Origin of the sequence: Streptomyces sp. NPDC015032 (assembly GCF_043080425.1) — a bacterium.
Classification (GTDB): Bacteria; Actinomycetota; Actinomycetes; order Streptomycetales; family Streptomycetaceae; genus Streptomyces.
On the sequence record NZ_JBIBVN010000008.1, the window covers coordinates 67,487 to 87,927 of the forward strand.

A 20,441-nucleotide genomic window follows, 5' to 3' on the forward strand; every position below is an offset into this window, starting at 1 on the left:
CCTGATCCGGCCTGATCCAAACGAAAGACCCTGGCGCGCGGGTCCCGGGCGCCCGGTCACAGCAGTGCGAACTGCCCGTCCGGGCCCTCCTCCCGATGGCCGAGCACCGAGGCCGGCCGCCGGGCCGGGGCCGGGACCGGCAGGACGCCCGCCGCGCGCAGCTCGCCGGCCGTGATCTGCGGTCCGCCGGCCAGGTCCTCCTGCCGGGGGCGGAGTTCGGCGAGCAGGGCGAGCACGGTGATCAGTTCCAGCAGCTCCGAGGTCCACTCCTGGGGCCAGGCGCGCGGCCGGACCGCTTCCAGGCCGTCCATGTCCGCTGCCCCGACCGCCGTCGTGCGGCGCTCGAACCAGAGTTCCAGCATCCGGACCCCGCCCACCCGGAACTCCCACGCCCCGGCCGGTACGGGTGAGATGCGTCCCGTACCGAGCAGGAGCACCCCGTCGGCCGGGTCGTACTCCAGCGCGGCCGGTACGGGCGGAACCGTGGCCCGCACATAAGGGCGGTGCCCGCCGGGCAGCCGTGGGCGCTCCCCGCCCCGGGCGCCGCGCAGGTGCAGCCGCAGCAGCTCCCGCCCCAGCTCCACCCCGGCCGACCAGCGTGCCGTGTCGGCCGGCAGCGGAACCACGCACCCGGCGGGGGAGTGCCGGGCCGCCGCGAGCGTCCACGCCAGTACGGACCGCTCCGTGACCGCCTCCCCGTGGCGGGCCCGGAGCAGGGCGAGCAGTCCCGGGGCCAGATTGGGTTCACCGCCGCCGGGGCGCCGGTACAGCGGACGGATCCGGCCCGGCCGGCCGGCGGAGGAGTGGCCGTCGGGCAGGAGCGCCGTCACGGACAGGGCGGGGCCGGTGTCCCGGGGCACGTACCCGTGCTCGACGGCGAAGAACTGGTGCCCGTCGGCGACCCGCCACAGCTCGGGGCGGGCGGCGTCGATCAACCGGTGGTCGGGGAGCAGCCACTGCTCGTCGAACGGGCCGTGCAGGATCCGTACCGGCCGCGGGCACGGTCCGGTCTCCCGGTCGAACCGGCCGGTGCCGGTGGCCTGTCCCGGAAGTGCCGCCACCGCGGTCCGCGGGGTACGGGAACGGGTGACCCGGAACAGCCGCTCGCGCTCCGCGTCCGGCGCCCGCACCAGCCGCTCCCAGCGCGCTTCGAGGGAGCCGGCGTCAGGGGCGACCACCCAGGAGCGCCCGGTACGCAACGGCCGTACGGACCAGGGCATCAGATCGTCGAGGAGCGGGGCGTCCTCGCCCGGGACGCCGTCGGAGCCGCCCGCCGCCCGTGCTGCCACCGTGTCGTCCTCCCCGTCGCCACGCCCGCCCGCCTTCCCCGGCATCGTAGCCGCGGCCAGGAAGGCGGGGCCGGGGTGCTTCCGGGGTGTCAGCGGGCCTCGACGGTGACCGAGAAGGAGAACCGGTCGCCCCGGTAGCGGATCCGTGCCACGTCCACCACCCGGCCGCTCTCGTCGTACGTCACCCCCGTGTAGAACAGGATCGGGCTCAGCAGCGGGACCTGGAGGAGCTCGGCGGTGGCCGGGTCGGCGAGGCGCGCCTCGACCGTGTCGGTGATGCGGGCGATCCGGACACCGACCCGGTCGCGCAGCACCTTGGTCATCGGCCAGCGTTCGAGATCGGTGACATCGAGCCGGGCCGCCACCTCGGGATGCACCGCGTTCTCCGCCCAGTTGGTGGGCTCGTCGCTCTCCCCGTCGCGGCGCAGCCTGCGATAGCTGACCACCTCCGCGCAGCCGGGGAAGTACTCGGCGAGGTCACCCGGTACGGCGACCGGGCCATGGCCGAGCACCACGGCCCGTTCGCCCGACTGCTGGGCCACGATCGCGTCGATCGAGCCCAGCAGCCGGACCGGCGACACCCGGCGGGCACGCGGCTCGATGAAGGTGCCGCGCCGCCGGTGCCTGCTGATCAGCCCTTCCGTCTCCAGCTCCTTGAGCGCCTGACGCATCGTCAGGATGCTGACGCCGTAGTGCGCGGCGAGCTGCTCCTCGGTCGGCAGCCGTGCCGACGCGTCCTCGGTGCGGCCCAGTATCGAGGCGCGCAACGACTGCGAGACCTGGTACCACAGGGGCAGTTTGCGGTTCAGGACCAGCGAATCGGGGGCGAAGGCCGGCCCCGTGGAGAGCTTGGGCGTCTGAGGCACCTGGGGCCTTTCGTTCGGGTCGGGCCGGATGGGGAGCGACAGGCTCTATGGCCTGAAGTTGCGGCTCAGACCCTGCCACACGTCGTCGTAGCCACGCTGCAGATGGCCGGCGGTCGCCGCCTGTCCGGTCGCCGTCACGGGCCAGCGGGTCTCGAACATGAAGGCCAGACCGTCGTCGATCTTCTGCGGCTTCAGTTCCGCCTCGCTCGCCCGGTCGAAGGTCTCCCGGTCCGGGCCGTGCGCCGACATCATGTTGTGGAGCGAGCCGCCGCCCGGGACGAAGCCGCCCTGGCCGGCCGTCTTCGCGTCGTACGCGCCCTCGATCAGGCCCATGTACTCGCTCATCACATTGCGGTGGAAGTACGGCGGCCGGAAGGTGTCCTCGCCGACCAGCCAGCGCGGCGCGAAGACGACGAAGTCCACACCGGCCAGACCGGGGGTGTCGGACGGCGAGGTCAGCACCGTGAAGATCGACGGGTCGGGGTGGTCGTAGCTGATCGAACCGATGACATTGAAGCGGTGCAGGTCGTAGACGTACGGAGTGTGGTTGCCGTGCCAGGCGACCACATCGAGCGGCGAGTGGTCATAGGCGGCGGACCAGAGGTTCCCGCAGAACTTGTTGATCACCTCCACCGGGCGGTCGTCGTCCTCGTACGCGGCGACCGGGGCGAGGAAGTCCCGGGCGTTCGCCAGGCCGTTGGCGCCGATCGGGCCGAGGTCGGGGAGGGTGAACGGCCGGCCGTAGTTCTCGCAGACATAGCCGCGGGCGGTGGCATCGAGCAGCTCCACACGGAACCGGATGCCGCGCGGGATCAGCGCCACGTGCCCCGGTTCGGCGCGCAGCAGGCCCAGTTCGGTACGGAGCAGCAGGCCGCCCCGCTCCGGGACGATCAGCAGCTCACCGTCCGCGTCGCTGAACACCCGGTCGGTCATCGACGAGTCGGCGTGGTAGAGGTGCACGGCCATGCCGGTGCGCTGGGCCGCGTCGCCGTTGCCGCCGAGGGTCCACAGGCCGGCCAGGAAGTCCGTCCCGGCCGCGGGCGCGGGGAGCGGGTCCCAGCGCAGCCGGTTGGGGTCGGGTACGGATTCGGTGAACGGGGCTGTCCGGATCGCGCCGTTGCCGATGCGGACGAACGGGGGATGCGCGGCGGACGGGCGGATCCGGTAGAGCCAGGAACGGTGGTTGTGCGCCCGTGGTTCGGTGAAGGCCGAGCCGCTCAGCTGTTCCGCGTAGAGCCCGAGGGGGGCTCGCTGAGGCGAGTTGCGGCCGTGCGGCAGAGCTCCCGGCACCGCCTCCGAGCTGTGTTGATTGCCGAAACCGGCTGAGTACTGGGGCCTTTTTGCCGTCTTCCTCGCCTGCTCGATGCCGCTCATGTGCGCTCCCGGTGCCGAAGAATTCCTATGGACAACCGTAGGAATCGGATCGGGGCGCGTCAACGGCATCCGTGGTGCATGGGGGGTTCCATGAGATGAACAATGCTCTACTCTCCCGCACATGTCGTGTACACGGAGACTTTTGGCGGTCCTGGCGGCGCTCGCCGTCACCCTCCTCGCGGCCCCGGCCGCCCAGGCGCACGAGGAACGTCCGGTCACCCTGCCCGACGGAACCGGCAGCGTCCCCGTGTACCGCACCGGCGAGCCGGATCTGCTGGTCTGCAAGAGCGACCGGGCGGACTTCGAGCGCCGCGTGTCCGGCTTCCCGGACGGGTTGCGGGCCCGGAACCTGAAGCTGTTCGACCGGTGCCGGAAGTCCGGCTACCGCCATCTGCAACAGGCCGTCGACGCGGTCGGCAGGCCCGGCATGAACATCGCGATCCTGCCCGGCCTGTACGAGGAGGAGCCCTCGCTGCCCGCGCCGACGGGGGAGTGCACCCGGCTGAAGGCGCCCGACTCCCAGCTCGGCTACCAGATCCTGTCCTACGCGCAGCAGGCGCGGTGCCCGCACAACCAGAACCTGGTGGCGATCCTCGGCAAGAAGAACCTCCAGATCGAGGGGACCGGCGCCGAGCGCACCGATGTTGTCATCGACGCCAAATACCAGAAGCTCAACGCGATCCGCGCGGACGGTTCCGACGGCATCTACTTCAAGAACTTCACCGCGCAGCGCACCACCTTCAACTCCCTGTACGTCCTGGCCCAGGACGGCTTCGTCATCGATGACGTCCTCACCCGGTGGAACGACGAGTACGGCTTCCTGACCTTCGCCAGTGATCACGGGCTGTACAAGAACTGCGAGTCGTACGGGAACGGCGACTCCGGCATCTACCCGGGCAGCGCGTCCGACATCAACGACGGGTACGGCTACCGGGTCCCGCGCTACTCGATCGAGATCACCGGCTGCCGCAGCCACCACAACATGGTCGGCTACTCCGGCACCGCGGGCGACTCCGTCTATGTCCACGACAACGAGTTCGACCACAACATGGGCGGCGCCTCGATGGACAGCGCCTTCCCCGGCCACCCCGGACTGCCGCAGAACCACGCCCGCTTCGAACGCAACCTGATCCACGACAACAACGCCGACTACTACCCGTACGTCGCCGACGGCACCTGCGCCAAGCCGCCCGTGGACCGCGGTTACGAGGACGGGGTCGTCTGCCCGCAGATCTCCATGCCACCGGGCAGCGGCATCATCACCGCGGGCGGCAACTGGAACCTGTACGAGAACAACTGGATCTACGGGCAGAACCGCGCCGCCTTCTTTTTGAGCGCCGTCCCCGCCTTCATCCGCGGCGAGAACGCGCTGTCCAGGCAGGCCGACACCTCCCACCACAACCGGTACGCGGGCAACCACCTCGGCACGGACAGGGCGGGCAACTCCCGGCCCAACCGCACCGACGTGTGGTGGGACGGCCAGGGGGACGGCAACTGCTGGCAGTCGGACACCGGGCCGTCCTCCCCGCGCGCCCTGCCCACCTGCGGCGCCGAGCGCGGTGCCGTCTCCGGACGCACCGACCGGCTCGCCGGCGAACCGGTCAAGCTGGCCAAACTGCTGGTCTGCGCCGACTACAACGTGCAGGCACGACGGCTGCCGGCCGGCTGCGACTGGTACGGGGCGCGGGGCATCGAGCGCATCGAGGTACAGATCGCGCTGGGCGTCGCCCTGGTGCTCGCCCTGGTCGGCGGGGTGCTGTGGTGGCGCCGCCTGCGGCACAGCCGGCTCGCCACCGTCGCCCTGGTGCTCGGCGCGATCGGCCTCGGGCTGGATGTGGCCGGGTCGACCATGGGGCTCGACCCCACCCGGCTGCCCGCGCTGGCCCTGCTGCTGACCGGCCTGTGGTGGACCGGGACCGGACTGGCACTGCGGGGCGCACGTCCCTGGCTGGGCCGCACCACGGTGGTCCTGGGCGCGCTCACCCTGCTCGATGCCGTCGACAAGGCCGTGTTCATGATCCCGTGGATTCCGCTCAGCCCGGCCTGGGTGCGTGGACTGCTCGGGGGGATCTGGGTGGTCTGGGCCGTCGTCGCCGCCGCCCGGCACGGCGAACGGGAAACGCCGGGCGACCGGGGACCCTCGCAGGAGAACGCCGCTTCGGATACAGGGGCGGGCTCGGTCGCCGGCCTGGCCCCCGCTCGGGGCTCCGCCCCTGCTTCGGCCCCCACCCGGGAAGGAGACGGATCGTGAAGCGTTCCCGCACACGAGCGCGGCTCGCCCGGCCGGGCGCCGCAGCCGTCACCCTGCTCACCGCAGGTGCCCTCATGTTCGGCGCGAGCGCCTGCGGCGGGCGGGCCACCACCCACCACAAGCCCGGCACCAGCCATGAGCAGGCCGGCGGCGGTGTCGGCCGGCTCCTCACCGCCGACGACGGCTCGGGCCACCGGCTGCGACAGGTCGATGCCCAGGGCGCCCCCGCGGTGACGATCGCCGTACGGCCGGACTCCGAGGACGGCTGGAACGTCCATGTCTCCGTACGGAACTTCAGGTTCACGCCGGACAGTGTGGGCGGCGCGGCCCTCCTCGGACGCGGCCACGCCCGCCTCTTCCTCGACGGCCACCCCCTCGCCCGGGTCTACGGCTCCTGGTACCACCTCCCCGCCGCCCTCGTCCGAGGCGCCGGCGGCGGCACCGGCCTCACCGCCCGGCTCTATGCGGACGACCACACCGCCTGGGCCGTGAACTCCGCCCCGATCCAGGCCACCACCTCCCTCGCCACCGCCTCCGCCCGGCCCACCGCCCGCGCGACGCACCAGCCGCAGACGCCCCGTCCCGACACGACCCTGGAGATCGCCGTCTCCCACGGCAGGGTCAGTCCCGCCCCCGGCCGCACCGAGATCGCAAAAGGCCGGATCATCGAACTCCGGGTCCGCAGCGACCGCGCCGACACCCTCCACGTCCACGGCTACGACAAGGAGGCCCGGCTGCCCGCGGGAAAGACCGTCACCCTCACGTTCACCGCCGACCGCACCGGGCTCTTCGAGGTCGAGACCCATGAGTCCGACCTGCTCCTGACTCAACTCGTCGTACGGTGAGCGTCCTCGCCCATGGCATCGGCGCCCAGCACGACCTTCCGCTGTCCCCCTTCTACGCCTTCGCCGGTGCCTTCGCCGCGCTCTTCGTCTCCTTTCTCGCGCTCGGCCTGCTCTGGTCCTCCTCACGGTTCCGCGGCGACCGGGCCGGCCGGCCGCTCCCGGCCGCTGTCCAGCGCCTCGCCGATGCCCGCCCCACCCGTACCGCCCTGCGCGTACTCGGGTTCGCCGCCGCCCTGTTCGTCCTGGTTCACCTCCTCCTCGGTCCCGACGATCCCGGCCGCAACCCGGCCCCCGGCGCTGTCTACGTACTCCTGTGGGTCGGGCTCGTCCCCGCCTCGCTCCTTCTCGGCCCCGTCTGGCGACTGCTCAACCCCCTCCGAACCGTCCACCTCGTCGGCTGCCGCGCACTCGGCCGCGATCCGGCCACGGGCCGCCCCCTCCCCGTACGCCTCGGCCTGTGGCCCGCCGCGGCCGGGCTCCTCGCCTTCACCTGGCTCGAACTCGTGGCCCCCGACCCCGCTTCGACCACCGCCCTCCTCCTCTTCCTCTCCCTCCACGCCGCCGTCCACCTCGCAGGCGCCGCCCGTCACGGCGCCGGATGGTTCGACCACGCGGACGCCTTCGAGGTCTACTCGGGGCTGCTCGCCCGGCTCTCCCCGCTCGGCCGCCGCCCCGCCGACCGCCGGCTCGTACTCCGCTCCCCGTTCAACGGACTCGACGCCACCCCGCAGATCCCCGGCCTCGCCGCCACCGTCTGCGTCATGCTCGGCTCCACCGCCTACGACGGTTTCTCCGACGCCCCCTCCTGGATCACCACCGTCCAGACCTCACCCCTGGGCCGCACCACCACGGCCACGCTCGGACTCCTGGGCGCCGCCGCTCTCGTCGCCGCCCTCTACGCCCTCTGCGCAGGCGCCACCCGGCTGATCTCCGGTCATATCCGCAACCCCCTCACCTCCTTCGCGCATTCGCTCGTCCCGATCGCCCTCGGCTATCTCGTCGCCCACTACTTCACGCTCTTCGTCACCGAAGGGCCACGCACCGTCATGGTGGCATCCGGCACTGACAACCCCGTCCCGCCCGAGCCGCCTCTCGGGCCGGGAGGCGTCGCCACGCTCCAGGTCGCCGCGATCGTCCTCGGCCACGTACTCGGCGTCGTCGCGGCGCACGACAGGTCGGTACGCCTCTTCCCCGCCGGACGCGCCGTCGCGGGGCACCTCCCGCTGCTGGTCCTGATGATCACGTACACCATCGGAGGGCTGTCCCTGCTCATCGCCTGACGGCCGCACCCGCACCGACCGGCCACCGCCGGGGAGGGCCGCGGCATCATGGAGCCCGTGCCCCACGCGAACACGAACCTCCGCCGTGCCCCCGTGCAACAGCGCAGCGCCGAACGTCTCGCCCGGATACTCGACGCCTGCGCCGAACTCCTCGACGAGACCGGCTACGAGCAACTGTCCACCCGGGCCGTCGCCGTCCGCGCCGAGGTCCCCATCGGCTCCGTCTACCGGTTCTTCTCCAACAAGCGCGCACTGACCGACGCGCTCGCCCGGCGCAACCTGGACAGCTATGCCGAACGCATCACCGCCCGCCTCGCCGCCATCACGGCTGCCGACTGGCGCGACGCCATCGACGCCGTCCTGGACGAGTACCTGGCGATGAAGCGCTCCGTGGCCGGGTTCGCCCTGGTCGACTTCGGCTCGCCCGCCCCCGACGACGACCCGGCCGACGACGCCAATCTCCGGGTCGCGGGCCGGCTCACCGAACTGCTCTCCGGGCACCTCGGCCGCGCCCCCGACGAGGACCTGCTCCGGACGATCCTGGTCTGTGTCGAGGCCGCCGACGCACTGCTCCAACTCGCCTTCCGCACCGACCCGTCGGGCGACCGGGCCATCGTCGCCGAGACCCGCGTCCTGCTCCGGGCCTACCTCGCGCACGTCCTGGACTGACCACGAGGGCCTCGTCCCGCGCCCGGCGCCCCGCCCGCCGCACGCCCCGTGCTGCCACCCGGCGCGCGGCGGCGGGCCGAAGCAGCTCCCGGTCAACCCGGCTTGACCCGGGGTCGCCGACTTCTCCGTCCCTGCTTCGCGAGGCCGGATCCGCCGACTGTGCGCACGTCGTGACGGGGGCCGGACGGTCGCCGTACGACGTCCGAAACCGGCTGCCCGGGGCAGGCGTTGACCTCAAGTCCACTGGAGGTCGTACGTTCCTTCCCATGAGCATGGAAGCCACCGCGTGGACACAGCTCCACAACGTCATGAACGCGCAAGCGGACCGACGCCCCTTCGACCGCACCACCCTGCGGCGCATCGCCGCGTTCGCCCGGCCGCACCGGCGCCGGGTCGCCCTGTTCCTGGTCCTGAGCGTGGCGACGGCGCTGCTCGCGGTCGCCACCCCCGTCCTCGCCGGCCGCGTCGTGAACGCGATCGTGGCCGGCGAGGACGGGGGCACCGTCACCCGGCTGTCGCTGCTCATCGCCGTGATCGCCGTCGCGGAGGCCGCGCTCGGCCTGGCCGGCCGCTGGCTCTCGGCGAACCTCGGCGAGGGGCTGATCCTCGATCTGCGCACGGCCGTCTTCGACCATGTGCAGCGCATGCCGGTCGCGTTCTTCACCCGCACCCGCACCGGCGCGCTCGTCAGCCGCCTCAACAACGACGTCATCGGGGCCCAACGCGCCTTCAGCAACACACTCTCCGGCGTCGTCAGCAATGTCGTGACACTGCTCCTCACCCTCGGTGTCATGCTCTCCATCTCCTGGCAGATCACCGCGCTCGCCCTGGTGCTGCTGCCGGTGTTCGTGCTGCCCGCACGCCGCATGGGTGCGAGGATGGCGCGGCTCCAGCGGGAAGCCGCGGCCCACAACGCCGCGATGGGCACCCGGATGACCGAGCGGTTCTCCGCACCCGGCGCCACCCTGATCAAGCTCTTCGGCCGTCCCGCCGACGAGTCCGCCGAATTCGCCGCCCGAGCGGCCCGCGTGCGCGACATCGGGGTGCGTACGGCCATGGCCCAGTCCGCGTTCATCACCGCCCTCACCCTCGTATCCGCGCTGGCGCTCGCCCTGGTCTACGGGCTCGGCGGGTTCTACGCGCTGCGCGGACAGCTGGACGCGGGCGCGGTCGTCGCCCTCGCCCTGCTGCTGACCCGGCTGTACGCGCCGCTCACCGCCCTCGCCGGGGCGCGCGTCGAGGTGATGAGCGCCCTCGTCAGCTTCGAGCGGGTCTTCGAGATCCTCGATCTCAAGCCGCTCATCGACCAGAAGCCGGACGCGCAGGCGGTCCCGGAGGGCCCGGTCTCCGTGGAGTTCGACCAGGTGCGGTTCGGATACCCGTCCGCCGACAAGGTCTCCCTCGCCTCGCTCGAAGATGTCGCGACCCTGGACACCCGGGGCGGCGGCGAAGTGCTGCGCGGAGTCTCCTTCCGCGCCGAACCCGGCCAGACGGTGGCGCTCGTCGGCTCGTCCGGCGCGGGCAAGTCGACCATCGCGCAACTCCTGCCGCGCCTGTACGACACGGACGAGGGCGCGGTGCGCATCGGCGGCATCGACGTACGCGATCTGTCCTCCGGCACCCTGCGCGACACCCTCGGCATGGTCACCCAGGACGGCCATCTCTTCCACGAGTCGGTCCGCGCCAACCTCCTGCTCGCCCGGCCCGACGCCACCGAGGAGGACCTCTGGGACGCGCTGCGCCGCTCCCGTCTGGACGGTCTGGTCGCCTCGCTGCCCGACGGGCTCGACACCGTCGTCGGCGAACGCGGCTACCGGCTCTCCGGCGGCGAACGCCAGCGGCTGACCATCGCCCGGCTGCTCCTGGCCCGCCAGCGCGTCGTCATCCTCGACGAGGCCACCGCCCACCTGGACAACACCTCCGAGGCGGCCGTCCAGGAGGCGCTCACCGAAGCCCTCGCGGGGCGCACGGCGGTCGTGATCGCCCACCGGCTCTCCACCGTGCGGGCGGCCGACCTCATCCTGGTCGTGGAGAACGGGCAGATCGTGGAGCGGGGCACCCACGAAGAACTCCTCGCGGCGTGCGGCCGGTACGAGGAGCTGTACCGCACCCAGTTCGAGACCCCCGGCACGGAGCCCGCGGAACTCGGCTGACCGCAGCCGCAGCCGCAGCCGCAGCCGCAGCCGCAGCCGCATCCGGTCCCGGACGCCGGGGGCGGGCGTTGCCGGTGAGGGCCGGCCCAGGCCCGGACGGACATCCGGCGCATGGCGTGACACGGTGGCGGGGGCCAGGGACACGGCCCGCGGGAACGAGACCCTCGCGGACACGGCCCTGGCGCCCAAAAACTAACAGCGCTAGTTTGGGGCGCGGACGACTATGCCGTAGCCACGGCACCCCGGGAGGAATGCGATGAAGGCCCACGACGGGATGTACATCGGCGGCGAGTGGCGCGCCGCCGCGGGCACGGACACGATCGCCGTGGTCGATCCGGCGGACGAGCAGGTCATCGCCCATGTCCCGGCGGGCACCGCCGAGGACGTCGATGCCGCCGTGTCCGCCGCGCGGGCGGCCTTCCCCGCCTGGGCCGCGACCCCGCCCGCCGGGCGCGCCGCGAGGATCGCCGCCCTGCGTGATGTCCTCGTCGCCCGCAAGGACGAGGTCGCCGCGACCGTCACGGCCGAACTCGGCGCCCCGCTGCCGTTCTCGCAGGCGGTGCACGCGGGCGTACCGATCCTGGTGGCCGGCTCGTACGCCGAGCTCGCCGCGTCGTACGCCTTCGAGGAGCGGGTCGGCAACTCCACCGTCTACGCCGAACCGGTCGGTGTCGTCGGCGCGATCACACCGTGGAACTACCCGCTGCATCAGATCGTCGCCAAGGTCGCCCCCGCGCTCGCGGCCGGCTGCACGGTCGTCCTCAAGCCGGCCGAGGACACCCCGCTGACCGCCCAGCTCTTCGCGGAGGCCGTCCATGAAGCGGGCATCCCCGCGGGCGTGTTCAATCTGGTCACCGGTCTGGGGCCGGTCGCGGGGCAGGCGCTGGCCGAGCACGAGGGCGTCGACCTGGTCTCCTTCACCGGATCCACCGCCGTCGGCAGGCGGATCGGCGCCACGGCCGGTGCCGCCGTCAAGCGCGTCGCCCTCGAACTGGGCGGCAAGTCCGCCAACGTCATCCTGCCCGGCGCCGACCTGGCCCGGGCCGTCGGCGTCGGCATCGCGAACGTCATGGGCAACTCCGGCCAGACCTGCAGTGCCTGGACCCGGATGCTCGTGCACACCGCCCAGTACGACGAGGCGGTCGCGCTCGCCGCCGAGGCCGCCGCCAAGTACGGCGACCGCATCGGTCCCCTCGTCAACGCCGAGCAGCACGCCCGGGTCCTCGGCTACATCGAGAAGGGCGTGTCGGAGGGTGCGCGCCTGGTCGCGGGCGGCCCCGAGGCCCCGCGCGAGCGGGGCTACTTCGTCAGCCCCACCGTGTTCGCCGACGTCACCCCGGAGATGACCATCGCCCAGGAGGAGATCTTCGGCCCGGTCGTCTCGATCATCCGTTACGAGGACGAGGACGACGCCCTGCGCATCGCCAACGGCACCGTGTACGGCCTCGCGGGCGCGGTCTGGGCGGGCGACGACGCCGAGGCGGTGGCGTTCGCCCGCCGGATGGACACCGGACAGGTCGACATCAACGGCGGCCGGTTCAACCCGCTCGCCCCGTTCGGCGGCTACAAGCAGTCCGGCGTCGGCCGCGAGCTCGGCTCGCACGGGCTCGCCGAGTACCTCCAGACCAAGTCCCTGCAGTTCTGACCGTTCAGCCCCGTCCCGACCCCCGCTGTCGACCGTCAAGGAGCCTGTTCGTGGTCCGCGCCGCCGTACTGCCCGCCCTCGGAGCTCCCCTGGAGATCACCGACATCGAACTCCCGGAGCCCGGCCCCGGCCGGGTGCGGGTCCGTCTCGCCGCCGCAGGCGTCTGCCACTCCGACCTCTCCCTGTCCGACGGCACCATGCGGGTGCCCGTCCCCGCCGTCCTCGGACACGAGGGCGCGGGCACCGTCGTCGCGGTCGGCGAGGGGGTCACCCATGTCGCGCCCGGCGACGGTGTCGTACTCAACTGGGCTCCCTCCTGCGGGAGTTGTCATCACTGCGGGATCGGAGAGGTGTGGCTCTGCGCCCATGCCCTGGACGGCGCAGCCGGACTCCACGCCCGCAGGGCCGACGGCACCGAACTCCACCCCGGCCTGAACGTGGCGGCGTTCGCCCAGGAGACCGTCGTCGCCGCGAACTGCGTCCTGCGCGCCCCGGACGGCATCCCGCTCACCGACGCCGCCCTGCTCGGCTGCGCGGTCCTCACCGGATACGGCGCGGTCCACCACAGCGCCCGGGTCCACCCCGGCGAGTCGGTCGTCGTGTTCGGCATCGGCGGCGTCGGCCTGGCCGTGCTCCAGTCCGCCCGGATCGCGGGCGCCTCGAAGATCATTGCCGTCGACGTGTCCCCGCAGAAGGAGGAGCTGGCCCGGCAGGCGGGTGCCACCGACTATGTGACCGCCTCCGACACCACCCCGCGCGCGATCCGGAAGCTCACCGGCGGCCAGGGCGCCGATGTCGCGGTCGAGTGCGTCGGACGGCCCGCCACCATCCGCGGCGCCTGGGACTCCACCCGCCGCGGCGGCCGTACCACGGTCGTCGGTATCGGCGGCAAGGACCAGCCGGTGACCTTCAACGCCCTGGAGATTTTCCACTGGGGCCGCTCGCTGACGGGCTGTGTGTACGGGAACAGCGACCCGGCCCGCGATCTGCCGGTCCTCGCCGAGCACATCCGGGCGGGCAGGTTCGACCTCTCCATGATGGTCACCGAACGGATCGCGCTGGACGGCATCCCGGCGGCCTTCGGCAACATGCTCGCGGGCAAGGGGGGCCGCGCACTCGTCGTGTTCTGATACCGGTTCTGCGGGGCGGCCTTCAGACCGTCGGCCCGGCCTCCGCCCGCCCCGTGGTGAGCAGCCGGGCGTCCATCTCGCTCTGCTCGAAGAGCCGTGAGGCCGGGCCGGCGATCAGCGGGTCCGGTTCGCCGACCACGGCCGTGTCCTTTTCTGCGTAATCGAAGCGGTGCAGCACATGCCGGGTGAGGAGCGCGGCCAGGGCGGCGAGCCGGGGTGCGGCCGCGTCGGGGTGTGCCATGCGTGCCATGGGTTCCAGAATGCGTCAGGGACGCTTCGGTGGCCGCCGAACCGTTCCGGCGGACGGCGGCTGTTCGTGCGGGAGCCGCTCGTACTGGAGACAGAGGCCGTCGATCAGTGCCCGCAGCCCGGTTTCGAACGCCCCCTCGTCGACCTTCTGGCGGCGGTCGGCCAGCAGATGGGCCTGGCCGAGGTGCGGATAGTCCGCGGGGTCGTACGCCGTCTCGTCGTCCACGAAGCCGCGGGCGAACGAACCGAGGGCCGATCCGGTGATGAAGTAGCGCATCAGGGCGCCGATGTACGTCGCCTGGGTGGGCGGCCAGCCGGCCCGGACCATCGCGCCGAAGGCCGCGTCGGCGACCCGCAGACCGGCCGGGCGGCGCCCCGGGCCCTGGGCGAGCACCGGGACGATGTGCGGGTGCTCGCTGAGCGCCGCACGGTAGGAGACGGCCCAGTCGTGCAGTGCGGCACGCCAGTCCCGAGCGTCCGTCTCGTCGAACATCGACAGATCGATCTGGGCGGACACGGCGTCCGCGACCGCGTCCAGGATCTCGTCCTTGTTGCGGAAGTGGTTGTAGAGCGAGGGTCCGCTGACCCCGAGTTCGGCGGCGAGCCGACGGGTGGAGACGGCGTCGAGCCCCTCGGAATCCACGAGTGCGCTCGCCGTCTCGACGATGCGTTCTCTGCTGAGGAGGGGCTTGCGCGGTCGGGCCATGCGGCACATAGTAGGGCCTGCGAACGAAAAACTAGCAGTGCTAATTAAAGGTGTCATCCGTGCTCGAACGGGAGTCTGAGTACCGCACTGAGTACGGGGACGGATGTGGCGCATGCCACGTCGGCCGATGCTGGGTGCCATGAGTGACACAGCATCGGTCAAGCAGCAGAGCACCGCGGCCTTCTACGGCCAGGCCGTCGCGTCCTTCGGGGCGGCGATGGCCGCGGTGGCCCTCGGTATCTACTTCCTGGACGCCGACGCCTGGGTTCGCGGATTCCTCGCGATCGGCGTCCTGTATCTCGTCACCTCCTGCTTCACCCTGGCCAAGGTCATCCGCGACCGGCAGGAGGCGGGGCAGATCGTCAGCCGGGTCGACCAGGCCCGGCTGGAGAAGATCCTCGCGGAGCACGACCCCTTCCAGAAGCTCTGACGGCTCCGGAGGTTCCGGTCCGTCCGGCGCCGGGGAGAGTCTTGCCCGGATGCGCCCTAAGCGCTTGCTCAGGTTCGGGGTATGGTGTTCGTCCTGCTGACGAGAGGGGCGAGTGACGATGAGCACGGCGGAGGAGACCGACGGCGACAGTGCGCCGTGGGCCGAGGTGACGCCCGAGGCGGCCAGGCGGCTCCTCGTCGCCGCCGTCGACGCCTTCGCCGAGCGCGGGTACCACGCGACCACCACCCGCGACATCGCCGGCCGGGCCGGGATGAGCCCCGCCGCGCTCTACATCCACTACAAGACGAAGGAAGAACTGCTCCACCGGATCAGCAGGATCGGTCACGACCGCGCCCTGTCCGTCCTGGAGGCCGCCGCCGACAGCGGCGGCACGGCCGCCGAGCGGCTGGCCGAGGCCGTACGGTCCTTCGTCCGCTGGCACGCCGAGCGGCACACCACGGCCCGCGTGGTCCAGTACGAACTGGACGCCCTCGGCGAGGAGCACCGCGCCGAGATCGTCGAGCTGCGCCGCAGGAGCGACGCGGTGGTGCGCCGGATCATCAGCGAGGGCGTACGGGCCGGGGAGTTCGACGTGCCCGACATCCCGGGCACCACACTCGCGGTGCTCTCGCTCTGCATCGACGTGGCGCGCTGGTTCAACGCGCAGGGCAGCCGGACGCCGGACGAGGTCGGCGAGCTGTACGCCGACCTCGTGCTGCGCATGGTCGCTGCCAGGCGGTAGGGCGCGGTCAGAAGTAGTAGCGCGACACCGACTCGGCCACGCACACCGGCTTGTCGCCGCCCTCGCGCTCGACCGTGACGACGGCGGTGACCTGTACGCCGCCCCCGGCCTCCGCCACGCTCTTCAGGGCGGCCGTCGCGCGCAGCCGGGAGCCGACGGGAACGGTGGACGGGAAGCGGACCTTGTTCGTCCCGTAGTTGATCCCCATCTTCATGCCCTCGACCCGCATGATCTGCGGGACGAGCGCGGGCAGCAGCGAGAGCGTGAGGTAGCCGTGCGCGATCGTCGTACCGAACGGCCCGGCCGCGGCCCGCTCCGGGTCCACGTGGATCCACTGGTGGTCACCGGTGGCCTCGGCGAAGAGGTCGATCCGCTTCTGATCGACCTCCAGCCACTCGCTGTGCCCCAGCTGCTCGCCCACCCCGTCGCGCAGCTCCTGTGCGGACGTGAAGATCCTCGGCTCTGCCATGTCCCTGGTCCCTGCCCTTCCCGCTCTCGGCCATCCGCGCCTGTCTAAGCGCTTGCTCAGCATGGTTGTCGGGTGCGTTCCTGTCAACGACGGGCCTGCCCGGGGGTGGCCCAGTAGGGTTGGAGGGGTGCCCCAGATCCCACAGACGCTCCAGGAACTCACGGTCGGCCAGCTCTCCGCGCGCAGTGGTGCCGCTGTCTCGGCCCTGCACTTCTACGAGGCCAAGGGCCTGATCAGCAGCCGCCGCACCAGCGGCAATCAGCGTCGCTACACCAGGGACGCGCTGCGCCGGGTCGCGTTCGTCCGCGCGGCGCAGCGGGTCGGGATCCCGCTCGCCACCATCCGCGAGGCCCTCGCCGAACTCCCGGAGGAGCGCACCCCCAACCGCGACGACTGGGCGCGGCTCTCCGTCGCATGGCGTACCGAACTGGACGAGCGCATCGAGCAGCTGGGCAGGCTGCGGGACCACCTCACCGACTGCATCGGCTGCGGTTGCCTGTCCCTGGAGAACTGTGTGCTCTCCAACCCGAACGACGTCTCCGGTCAGCGGATCAGCGGCTCGCGGCTGATGCCGGAGCGCCCGTCGGCCGACTGCCGGTAGATCCGGGGCCCGCCCGCCGCCGTTCGGCTGCCGGGCGCATCCGCCGGGTGGCCGTCGCCGTCCGTCATGCCGCCGACGCCAGATCCCGGCGGTGTGCGCTCCGGGCCCTCGCCAGCGCCCCCCGCGTGAGCACCGGCTGCGGCACCAGGATCCCGCACCCCGTGCAGACCGGCCCCGACCGCGGCTCGCACCCCAGGTCCGGCCGCCAGGCGATCTCCGAGCCCGCGCACACCGGGCAGGCGGTGCCCGGCTCGGACCCCAGGGCGGCGATCAGCCGGCCGAGAACCTCGGCGAGCGGTGCCGAGGGGTGCACCTTCGGGTCCTCGCAGCGGGCGACCCCGTACCCGCCCCAGGTGCGCCGGTGCCAGTCGTCGAACGTGCCCGGCCTGCGCAACCCGTCGTGCTTCTCCCGCCTGCGGCGCTCGGCGAACCCCGCCTCGTAACCGAGCCAGACGGCCCGCGCCGCCTCCAGTTCGTCCAGCGCGCGCATCAGCCGCACCGGATCCGGGGACCGGTCCTCGGGCTCGATCCCGTGCCGGGCGCACAAATGGTCCCAGGTCGCCCGATGCCCGTAAGGGGCGAACCTCTCCAGGCACTTGCGCAGCGAATACCGCCGCAGTGCCAGGTCGATCCGCGGATCGCGGACCTGTCTCGCAAGACTCCGGAATCCCGCCACTGCACCGCCACCTCCGTCGCTCGTACTTCGGCGTCGAGTAATGGACGTACGACCGCCCGATCCGGATCCATCGGGCCGCGGCGACGTCCGGCATGTGAGACGACCGGCCGTCAGGCCGGCCCCGCGGGGCGGCATGTGATGATTCGGAAAAAGTGACGGTTGTTCATCTCACCGGCGGGTCGTACCGCCGGTAACCTCCGGCGCATCGGCCTCTCGGAGGAGCACGCATGCCCCCACGCACCGTCACGTTCAGAGCCATCACCGCCGCGGCGGTTCTCGTTCTCGGCACCACCCTGCTCGCGGCCTCGCCGCAGTCCGGCGCCGTCGCGGCGGAACCCGCACCCGCCACCGACTACTGCCAGGGGCAGTGCGACGACATACTGCCGCCCGGCGAGAACGGCAACGCCACGCTCGTCGACATTCTGGGCAACAAGGCGTTCGGCACCCACCCCGCCCACAGCGACGACCAACTCGACCGCTACGACGGCCTGGTGGCCGGGCACACCGGTCTCACCGACCGGAAGCTGACCGACTTCTTCAACGACGCCTCGTTCGGCGTCCCGAAGGACCAGGTCGAGTCCGTCACCTCGCCGCGCGACGACGTCACCATCACCCGTGACAAGGCGTCCGGCGTCCCGCACATCAAGGGCACCACCCGCTACGGCACCGAGTTCGGCGCCGGATTCGCGGCCGGGCAGGACCGGCTCTGGCTGATGGACCTCTTCCGTCACATCGGGCGCGGTGAACTGACCTCGTTCGCCGGCGGCGCCCTGGCCAACCAGGGCCTGGAGCAGCAGTTCTGGCCGCAGGCCCCGTACACCGAGGCCGATCTCGAAGCCCAGGTCGACTACATCAGGACCCATGAGGGCCCCCGCGGCGAACAGGCGATGGCGGACGCCCAGGCGTACGTCGACGGCATCAACGCCTACCGCGAGAAGTCCAAGAACGGCCGCTACTTCCCCGGCGAGTACGTCCTCACCGGCAAGATCGACGCCATCACCAACGTCGGGGAGATCCAGCCGTTCAAGCTGACCGACCTGATCTCCATCGCCTCCGTGGTCGGCGGCCAGTTCGGTGGCGGTGGCGGCGGCGAGGTGCAGGCGGCGCTCTCGCTGCTGTCCGCCCAGCAGAAGTACGGCGTCGCCGAAGGCACCAAGGTCTGGGAGTCGTTCCGGCAGCGCGAAGACCCCGAGGCCGTGCTGACGATTCATGACGGCACGTCGTTCCCGTACGCGGGCAAGCCCGCCACGGCGCGCGGCACCGCGCTGCCCGACAGCGGCTCCGTCACGGCCGAACCCCTCATCTACGACCGCACCGGCTCCGCGGGTACGGACCGCAAGGACCCCGTCGAGGCCCCCGCCACGCTCAAGAAGGCCCAGGGCATCTTCGACGACGGCGTCATCCCCGAGGGCTCGCTGCCGGGCTCCGGCTCCGGTGCCCAGAAGCGAGGCATGTCCAACGCCCTGCTGGTTTCCGGCAAGCACACGGCGAGCGGAAACCCGATCGCCGTCTTCGGGCCGCAGACCGGCTACTTCGCCCCGCAGTTGATGATGCTCCAGGAGCTCCAGGGCCCGGGCATCAGCGCCCGGGGCGTCTCCTTCGCCGGTGTCGGCATGTACATCCAGATGGGCCGTGGCCAGGACTACGCCTGGAGCGCCACCTCGGCCGGCCAGGACATCACCGACACATACGCCGTCGACCTGTGCGAGCCCGGCGGCTCCACGCCCACGAAGGACTCCACGCACTACCTCTACCGCGGTACCTGCACCGCCATGGAGACGCTGGAGCACACCAACTCCTGGAAGCCGACCGTCGCCGACTCCACGGCGAAGGGCTCCTACCGGATGCAGGTCCGGCGCACGAACTACGGCATCGTCACCCACCGTGCCACCGTGGGCGGCAAGCCCGTCGCGTACACCTCGCTGCGCACCACCTACCGTCACGAGGCCGACTCGATCATCGGCTTCCAGATGCTCAACGATCCCGCGTACGTCAAGGACGCCGTATCGTTCCAGCGGGCGGCGAGCGACATCGACTACGCGTTCAACTGGTTCTACGCGGACTCCCGCACCGCCGCGTACTACAACAGCGGCATGAACCCGGTGCGCGCGGCGGGCGTCGACCCGGCGCTGCCGGTGAAGGCCGAGCGGGCCTATGAGTGGAAGGGGTACGACCCGGCCGTCAACACCGCCGCGTACACCCCGTTCGCCGAGCACCCGCACTCCAGCGGCCAGGACTACTACATCTCCTGGAACAACAAGCAGGCCAAGGGGTACGCCTCCGCGGGCTTCGGGCTCAGTGCGGTGCACCGGGGCGATCTGCTGGACGACCGGGTGGCGAGGCTGGTCGAGGAGGGCGGCGTGACCAGGGCGTCCCTGACCCGGGCGATGGCCCAGGCCGCGGTCACCGATCTGCGCGGCGAGCAGCTGCTGCCCGAACTGCTGAAGGTGATCCGGTCCGGGCCGGTCACCGATCCGGAACTGAACGGCGTCGTCCAGCAGCTGGAGTCCTGGCGGGCGGCCGGATCGCAGCGCAGGGAGAGCAGCCCCGGATCGCACGCGTACAGCCATGCCGACGCGGTACGGATCATGGACGCGTGGTGGCCGAAGCTGGTCGAGGCCGAGTTCAGGCCGGGGCTCGGCGACGGGCTGTATGGGGCGCTGACCACCGCCCTGGCCACGGACGAGTCCCCGGCGGCCAGTCACGGTCCGAGCGGGGCGCACAGCGGTTCGGCGTTCCAGTACGGCTGGTGGGGCTTCGTGGACAAGGACCTGCGCCGTGTCCTGGGGCAGCCGGTCGAGGGCCCGCTGGCCCAGGCGTACTGCGGGAACGGCGACCTGGACAGCTGCCGTGACGCGCTGCTGACCTCCCTGAAGGGGGCCACGGCGGAGCCGGCGGCGGAGGTGTACCCGGGGGACGACAGCTGCAAGGCCGGTGAGCAGTGGTGCTCGGACTCGATCGTCCACCGGCCGCTGGGCGGGATCGCGCAGAAGGCCGTCCACTGGCAGAACCGCCCGACCTACCAGCAGGTGGTGGAGTTCCCGGCGCACCGGTAGCACCGGGGGG

General features: G+C 71.9%; 17 protein-coding genes and 1 pseudogene. 11 read left to right on the forward strand and 7 right to left on the reverse strand.

Annotated elements, in window-relative coordinates; translation table 11 throughout:
- Positions 1-56: 56 nt before the first annotated feature.
- The 3 genes from ACF08M_RS14540 to hmgA all read right to left on the reverse strand — a co-directional run bounded on the left by ACF08M_RS14540 (position 57) and on the right by hmgA (position 3,529).
- The gene (locus ACF08M_RS14540; protein WP_392185588.1) at positions 57-1,289 is read right to left on the reverse strand and encodes a type ISP restriction/modification enzyme; all 1,233 of its coding nucleotides are present in this window, start codon (positions 1,287-1,289) and stop codon (positions 57-59) included.
- Positions 1,290-1,378: 89 nt separating this feature from the next.
- A complete protein-coding gene (locus ACF08M_RS14545) occupies positions 1,379-2,155 on the reverse strand; it encodes a GntR family transcriptional regulator (RefSeq protein ID WP_392185589.1) in 777 nt (258 codons plus the stop codon).
- Between the two features lie 45 nt (positions 2,156-2,200).
- Positions 2,201-3,529, reverse strand: coding sequence for a homogentisate 1,2-dioxygenase (hmgA, locus tag ACF08M_RS14550; RefSeq protein WP_392185590.1), 1,329 nt, complete (start codon positions 3,527-3,529; stop codon positions 2,201-2,203).
- A gap of 121 nt (positions 3,530-3,650) precedes the next feature.
- Between hmgA and ACF08M_RS14555 the strand changes: the two genes are divergently transcribed.
- The 7 genes from ACF08M_RS14555 (at position 3,651) to ACF08M_RS14585 (ending at position 13,502) form a co-directional block, all read left to right on the forward strand.
- Positions 3,651-5,780: a right-handed parallel beta-helix repeat-containing protein gene (locus ACF08M_RS14555; RefSeq protein ID WP_392185591.1), complete on the forward strand. Its 2,130-nt coding sequence runs from the start codon at positions 3,651-3,653 to the stop codon at positions 5,778-5,780.
- A 74-nt stretch (positions 5,781-5,854) separates the two neighbouring features.
- The gene (locus tag ACF08M_RS14560; RefSeq protein WP_392185737.1) at positions 5,855-6,625 is read left to right on the forward strand and encodes a hypothetical protein; all 771 of its coding nucleotides are present in this window, start codon (positions 5,855-5,857) and stop codon (positions 6,623-6,625) included.
- On the forward strand, positions 6,622-7,905 hold the full coding sequence (locus tag ACF08M_RS14565) for a hypothetical protein (protein WP_392185592.1): 1,284 nt from the start codon (positions 6,622-6,624) through the stop codon (positions 7,903-7,905). Before ACF08M_RS14560 ends, ACF08M_RS14565 begins: the two co-directional genes overlap by 4 nt.
- A 48-nt stretch (positions 7,906-7,953) precedes the next feature.
- Positions 7,954-8,574, forward strand: a complete 621-nt coding sequence (locus tag ACF08M_RS14570) for a TetR family transcriptional regulator (protein WP_392185593.1) — start codon at positions 7,954-7,956, stop codon at positions 8,572-8,574.
- A 266-nt stretch (positions 8,575-8,840) separates the two neighbouring features.
- Entirely contained in the window at positions 8,841-10,727 is a 1,887-nt protein-coding gene (locus tag ACF08M_RS14575) for an ABC transporter ATP-binding protein (protein WP_392185594.1), read from the forward strand.
- A 256-nt stretch (positions 10,728-10,983) separates the two neighbouring features.
- On the forward strand, positions 10,984-12,372 hold the full coding sequence (locus ACF08M_RS14580; RefSeq protein WP_392185595.1) for an aldehyde dehydrogenase family protein: 1,389 nt from the start codon (positions 10,984-10,986) through the stop codon (positions 12,370-12,372).
- 50 nt (positions 12,373-12,422) lie between these two features.
- Positions 12,423-13,502: a Zn-dependent alcohol dehydrogenase gene (locus tag ACF08M_RS14585; RefSeq protein ID WP_392185596.1), complete on the forward strand. Its 1,080-nt coding sequence runs from the start codon at positions 12,423-12,425 to the stop codon at positions 13,500-13,502.
- Between the two features lie 22 nt (positions 13,503-13,524).
- On the opposite strand, the pseudogene ACF08M_RS14590 reads toward ACF08M_RS14585, so the two are convergent.
- Positions 13,525-13,686 (reverse strand): annotated as a pseudogene (locus ACF08M_RS14590) (polyphosphate kinase 2); the annotation flags it as partial.
- Between the two features lie 81 nt (positions 13,687-13,767).
- Entirely contained in the window at positions 13,768-14,457 is a 690-nt protein-coding gene (locus ACF08M_RS14595; RefSeq protein ID WP_392185597.1) for a TetR/AcrR family transcriptional regulator, read from the reverse strand.
- Positions 14,458-14,596: 139 nt separating this feature from the next.
- Here ACF08M_RS14595 and ACF08M_RS14600 point away from each other — a divergent pair, with 139 nt between their 5' ends.
- On the forward strand, positions 14,597-14,887 hold the full coding sequence (locus tag ACF08M_RS14600; protein ID WP_392185598.1) for a YiaA/YiaB family inner membrane protein: 291 nt from the start codon (positions 14,597-14,599) through the stop codon (positions 14,885-14,887).
- A gap of 118 nt (positions 14,888-15,005) precedes the next feature.
- Positions 15,006-15,629: a TetR/AcrR family transcriptional regulator gene (locus tag ACF08M_RS14605; protein ID WP_392185599.1), complete on the forward strand. Its 624-nt coding sequence runs from the start codon at positions 15,006-15,008 to the stop codon at positions 15,627-15,629.
- A gap of 7 nt (positions 15,630-15,636) precedes the next feature.
- Here the strand turns inward: ACF08M_RS14605 and ACF08M_RS14610 are convergent, their stop codons facing one another.
- Positions 15,637-16,098 (reverse strand): MaoC family dehydratase, encoded by a 462-nt coding sequence (locus tag ACF08M_RS14610; RefSeq protein ID WP_392185600.1) that lies wholly within the window; start codon positions 16,096-16,098, stop codon positions 15,637-15,639.
- Positions 16,099-16,225: 127 nt separating this feature from the next.
- Here ACF08M_RS14610 and soxR point away from each other — a divergent pair, with 127 nt between their 5' ends.
- Entirely contained in the window at positions 16,226-16,699 is a 474-nt protein-coding gene (gene soxR, locus ACF08M_RS14615) for a redox-sensitive transcriptional activator SoxR (RefSeq protein WP_392185601.1), read from the forward strand.
- 64 nt (positions 16,700-16,763) lie between these two features.
- Here soxR and ACF08M_RS14620 read toward each other — a convergent pair whose 3' ends face one another.
- The gene (locus ACF08M_RS14620; protein ID WP_392185602.1) at positions 16,764-17,375 is read right to left on the reverse strand and encodes a hypothetical protein; all 612 of its coding nucleotides are present in this window, start codon (positions 17,373-17,375) and stop codon (positions 16,764-16,766) included.
- A 227-nt stretch (positions 17,376-17,602) separates the two neighbouring features.
- On the opposite strand from ACF08M_RS14620, the gene ACF08M_RS14625 reads away from it, so the two are divergent.
- Positions 17,603-20,431: a penicillin acylase family protein gene (locus ACF08M_RS14625; RefSeq protein ID WP_392185603.1), complete on the forward strand. Its 2,829-nt coding sequence runs from the start codon at positions 17,603-17,605 to the stop codon at positions 20,429-20,431.
- Positions 20,432-20,441 lie beyond the last annotated feature (10 nt).

Coding starts and splice junctions, on each gene's coding strand:
- ACF08M_RS14560 (WP_392185737.1), top strand. CDS start 5,855: ATGTTCGGCGCGAGCGCCTGCGGCGGGCGGGCCACCACCCACCACAAG.
- ACF08M_RS14580 (WP_392185595.1), top strand. CDS start 10,984: ATGAAGGCCCACGACGGGATGTACATCGGCGGCGAGTGGCGCGCCGCC.
- ACF08M_RS14605 (WP_392185599.1), top strand. CDS start 15,006: ATGAGCACGGCGGAGGAGACCGACGGCGACAGTGCGCCGTGGGCCGAG.
- ACF08M_RS14600 (WP_392185598.1), top strand. CDS start 14,597: ATGAGTGACACAGCATCGGTCAAGCAGCAGAGCACCGCGGCCTTCTAC.
- ACF08M_RS14555 (WP_392185591.1), top strand. CDS start 3,651: ATGTCGTGTACACGGAGACTTTTGGCGGTCCTGGCGGCGCTCGCCGTC.
- ACF08M_RS14610 (WP_392185600.1), bottom strand. CDS start 16,098: ATGGCAGAGCCGAGGATCTTCACGTCCGCACAGGAGCTGCGCGACGGG.
- ACF08M_RS14595 (WP_392185597.1), bottom strand. CDS start 14,457: ATGGCCCGACCGCGCAAGCCCCTCCTCAGCAGAGAACGCATCGTCGAG.
- ACF08M_RS14625 (WP_392185603.1), top strand. CDS start 17,603: ATGCCCCCACGCACCGTCACGTTCAGAGCCATCACCGCCGCGGCGGTT.
- hmgA (WP_392185590.1), bottom strand. CDS start 3,529: ATGAGCGGCATCGAGCAGGCGAGGAAGACGGCAAAAAGGCCCCAGTAC.
- ACF08M_RS14575 (WP_392185594.1), top strand. CDS start 8,841: ATGAGCATGGAAGCCACCGCGTGGACACAGCTCCACAACGTCATGAAC.
- ACF08M_RS14570 (WP_392185593.1), top strand. CDS start 7,954: ATGGAGCCCGTGCCCCACGCGAACACGAACCTCCGCCGTGCCCCCGTG.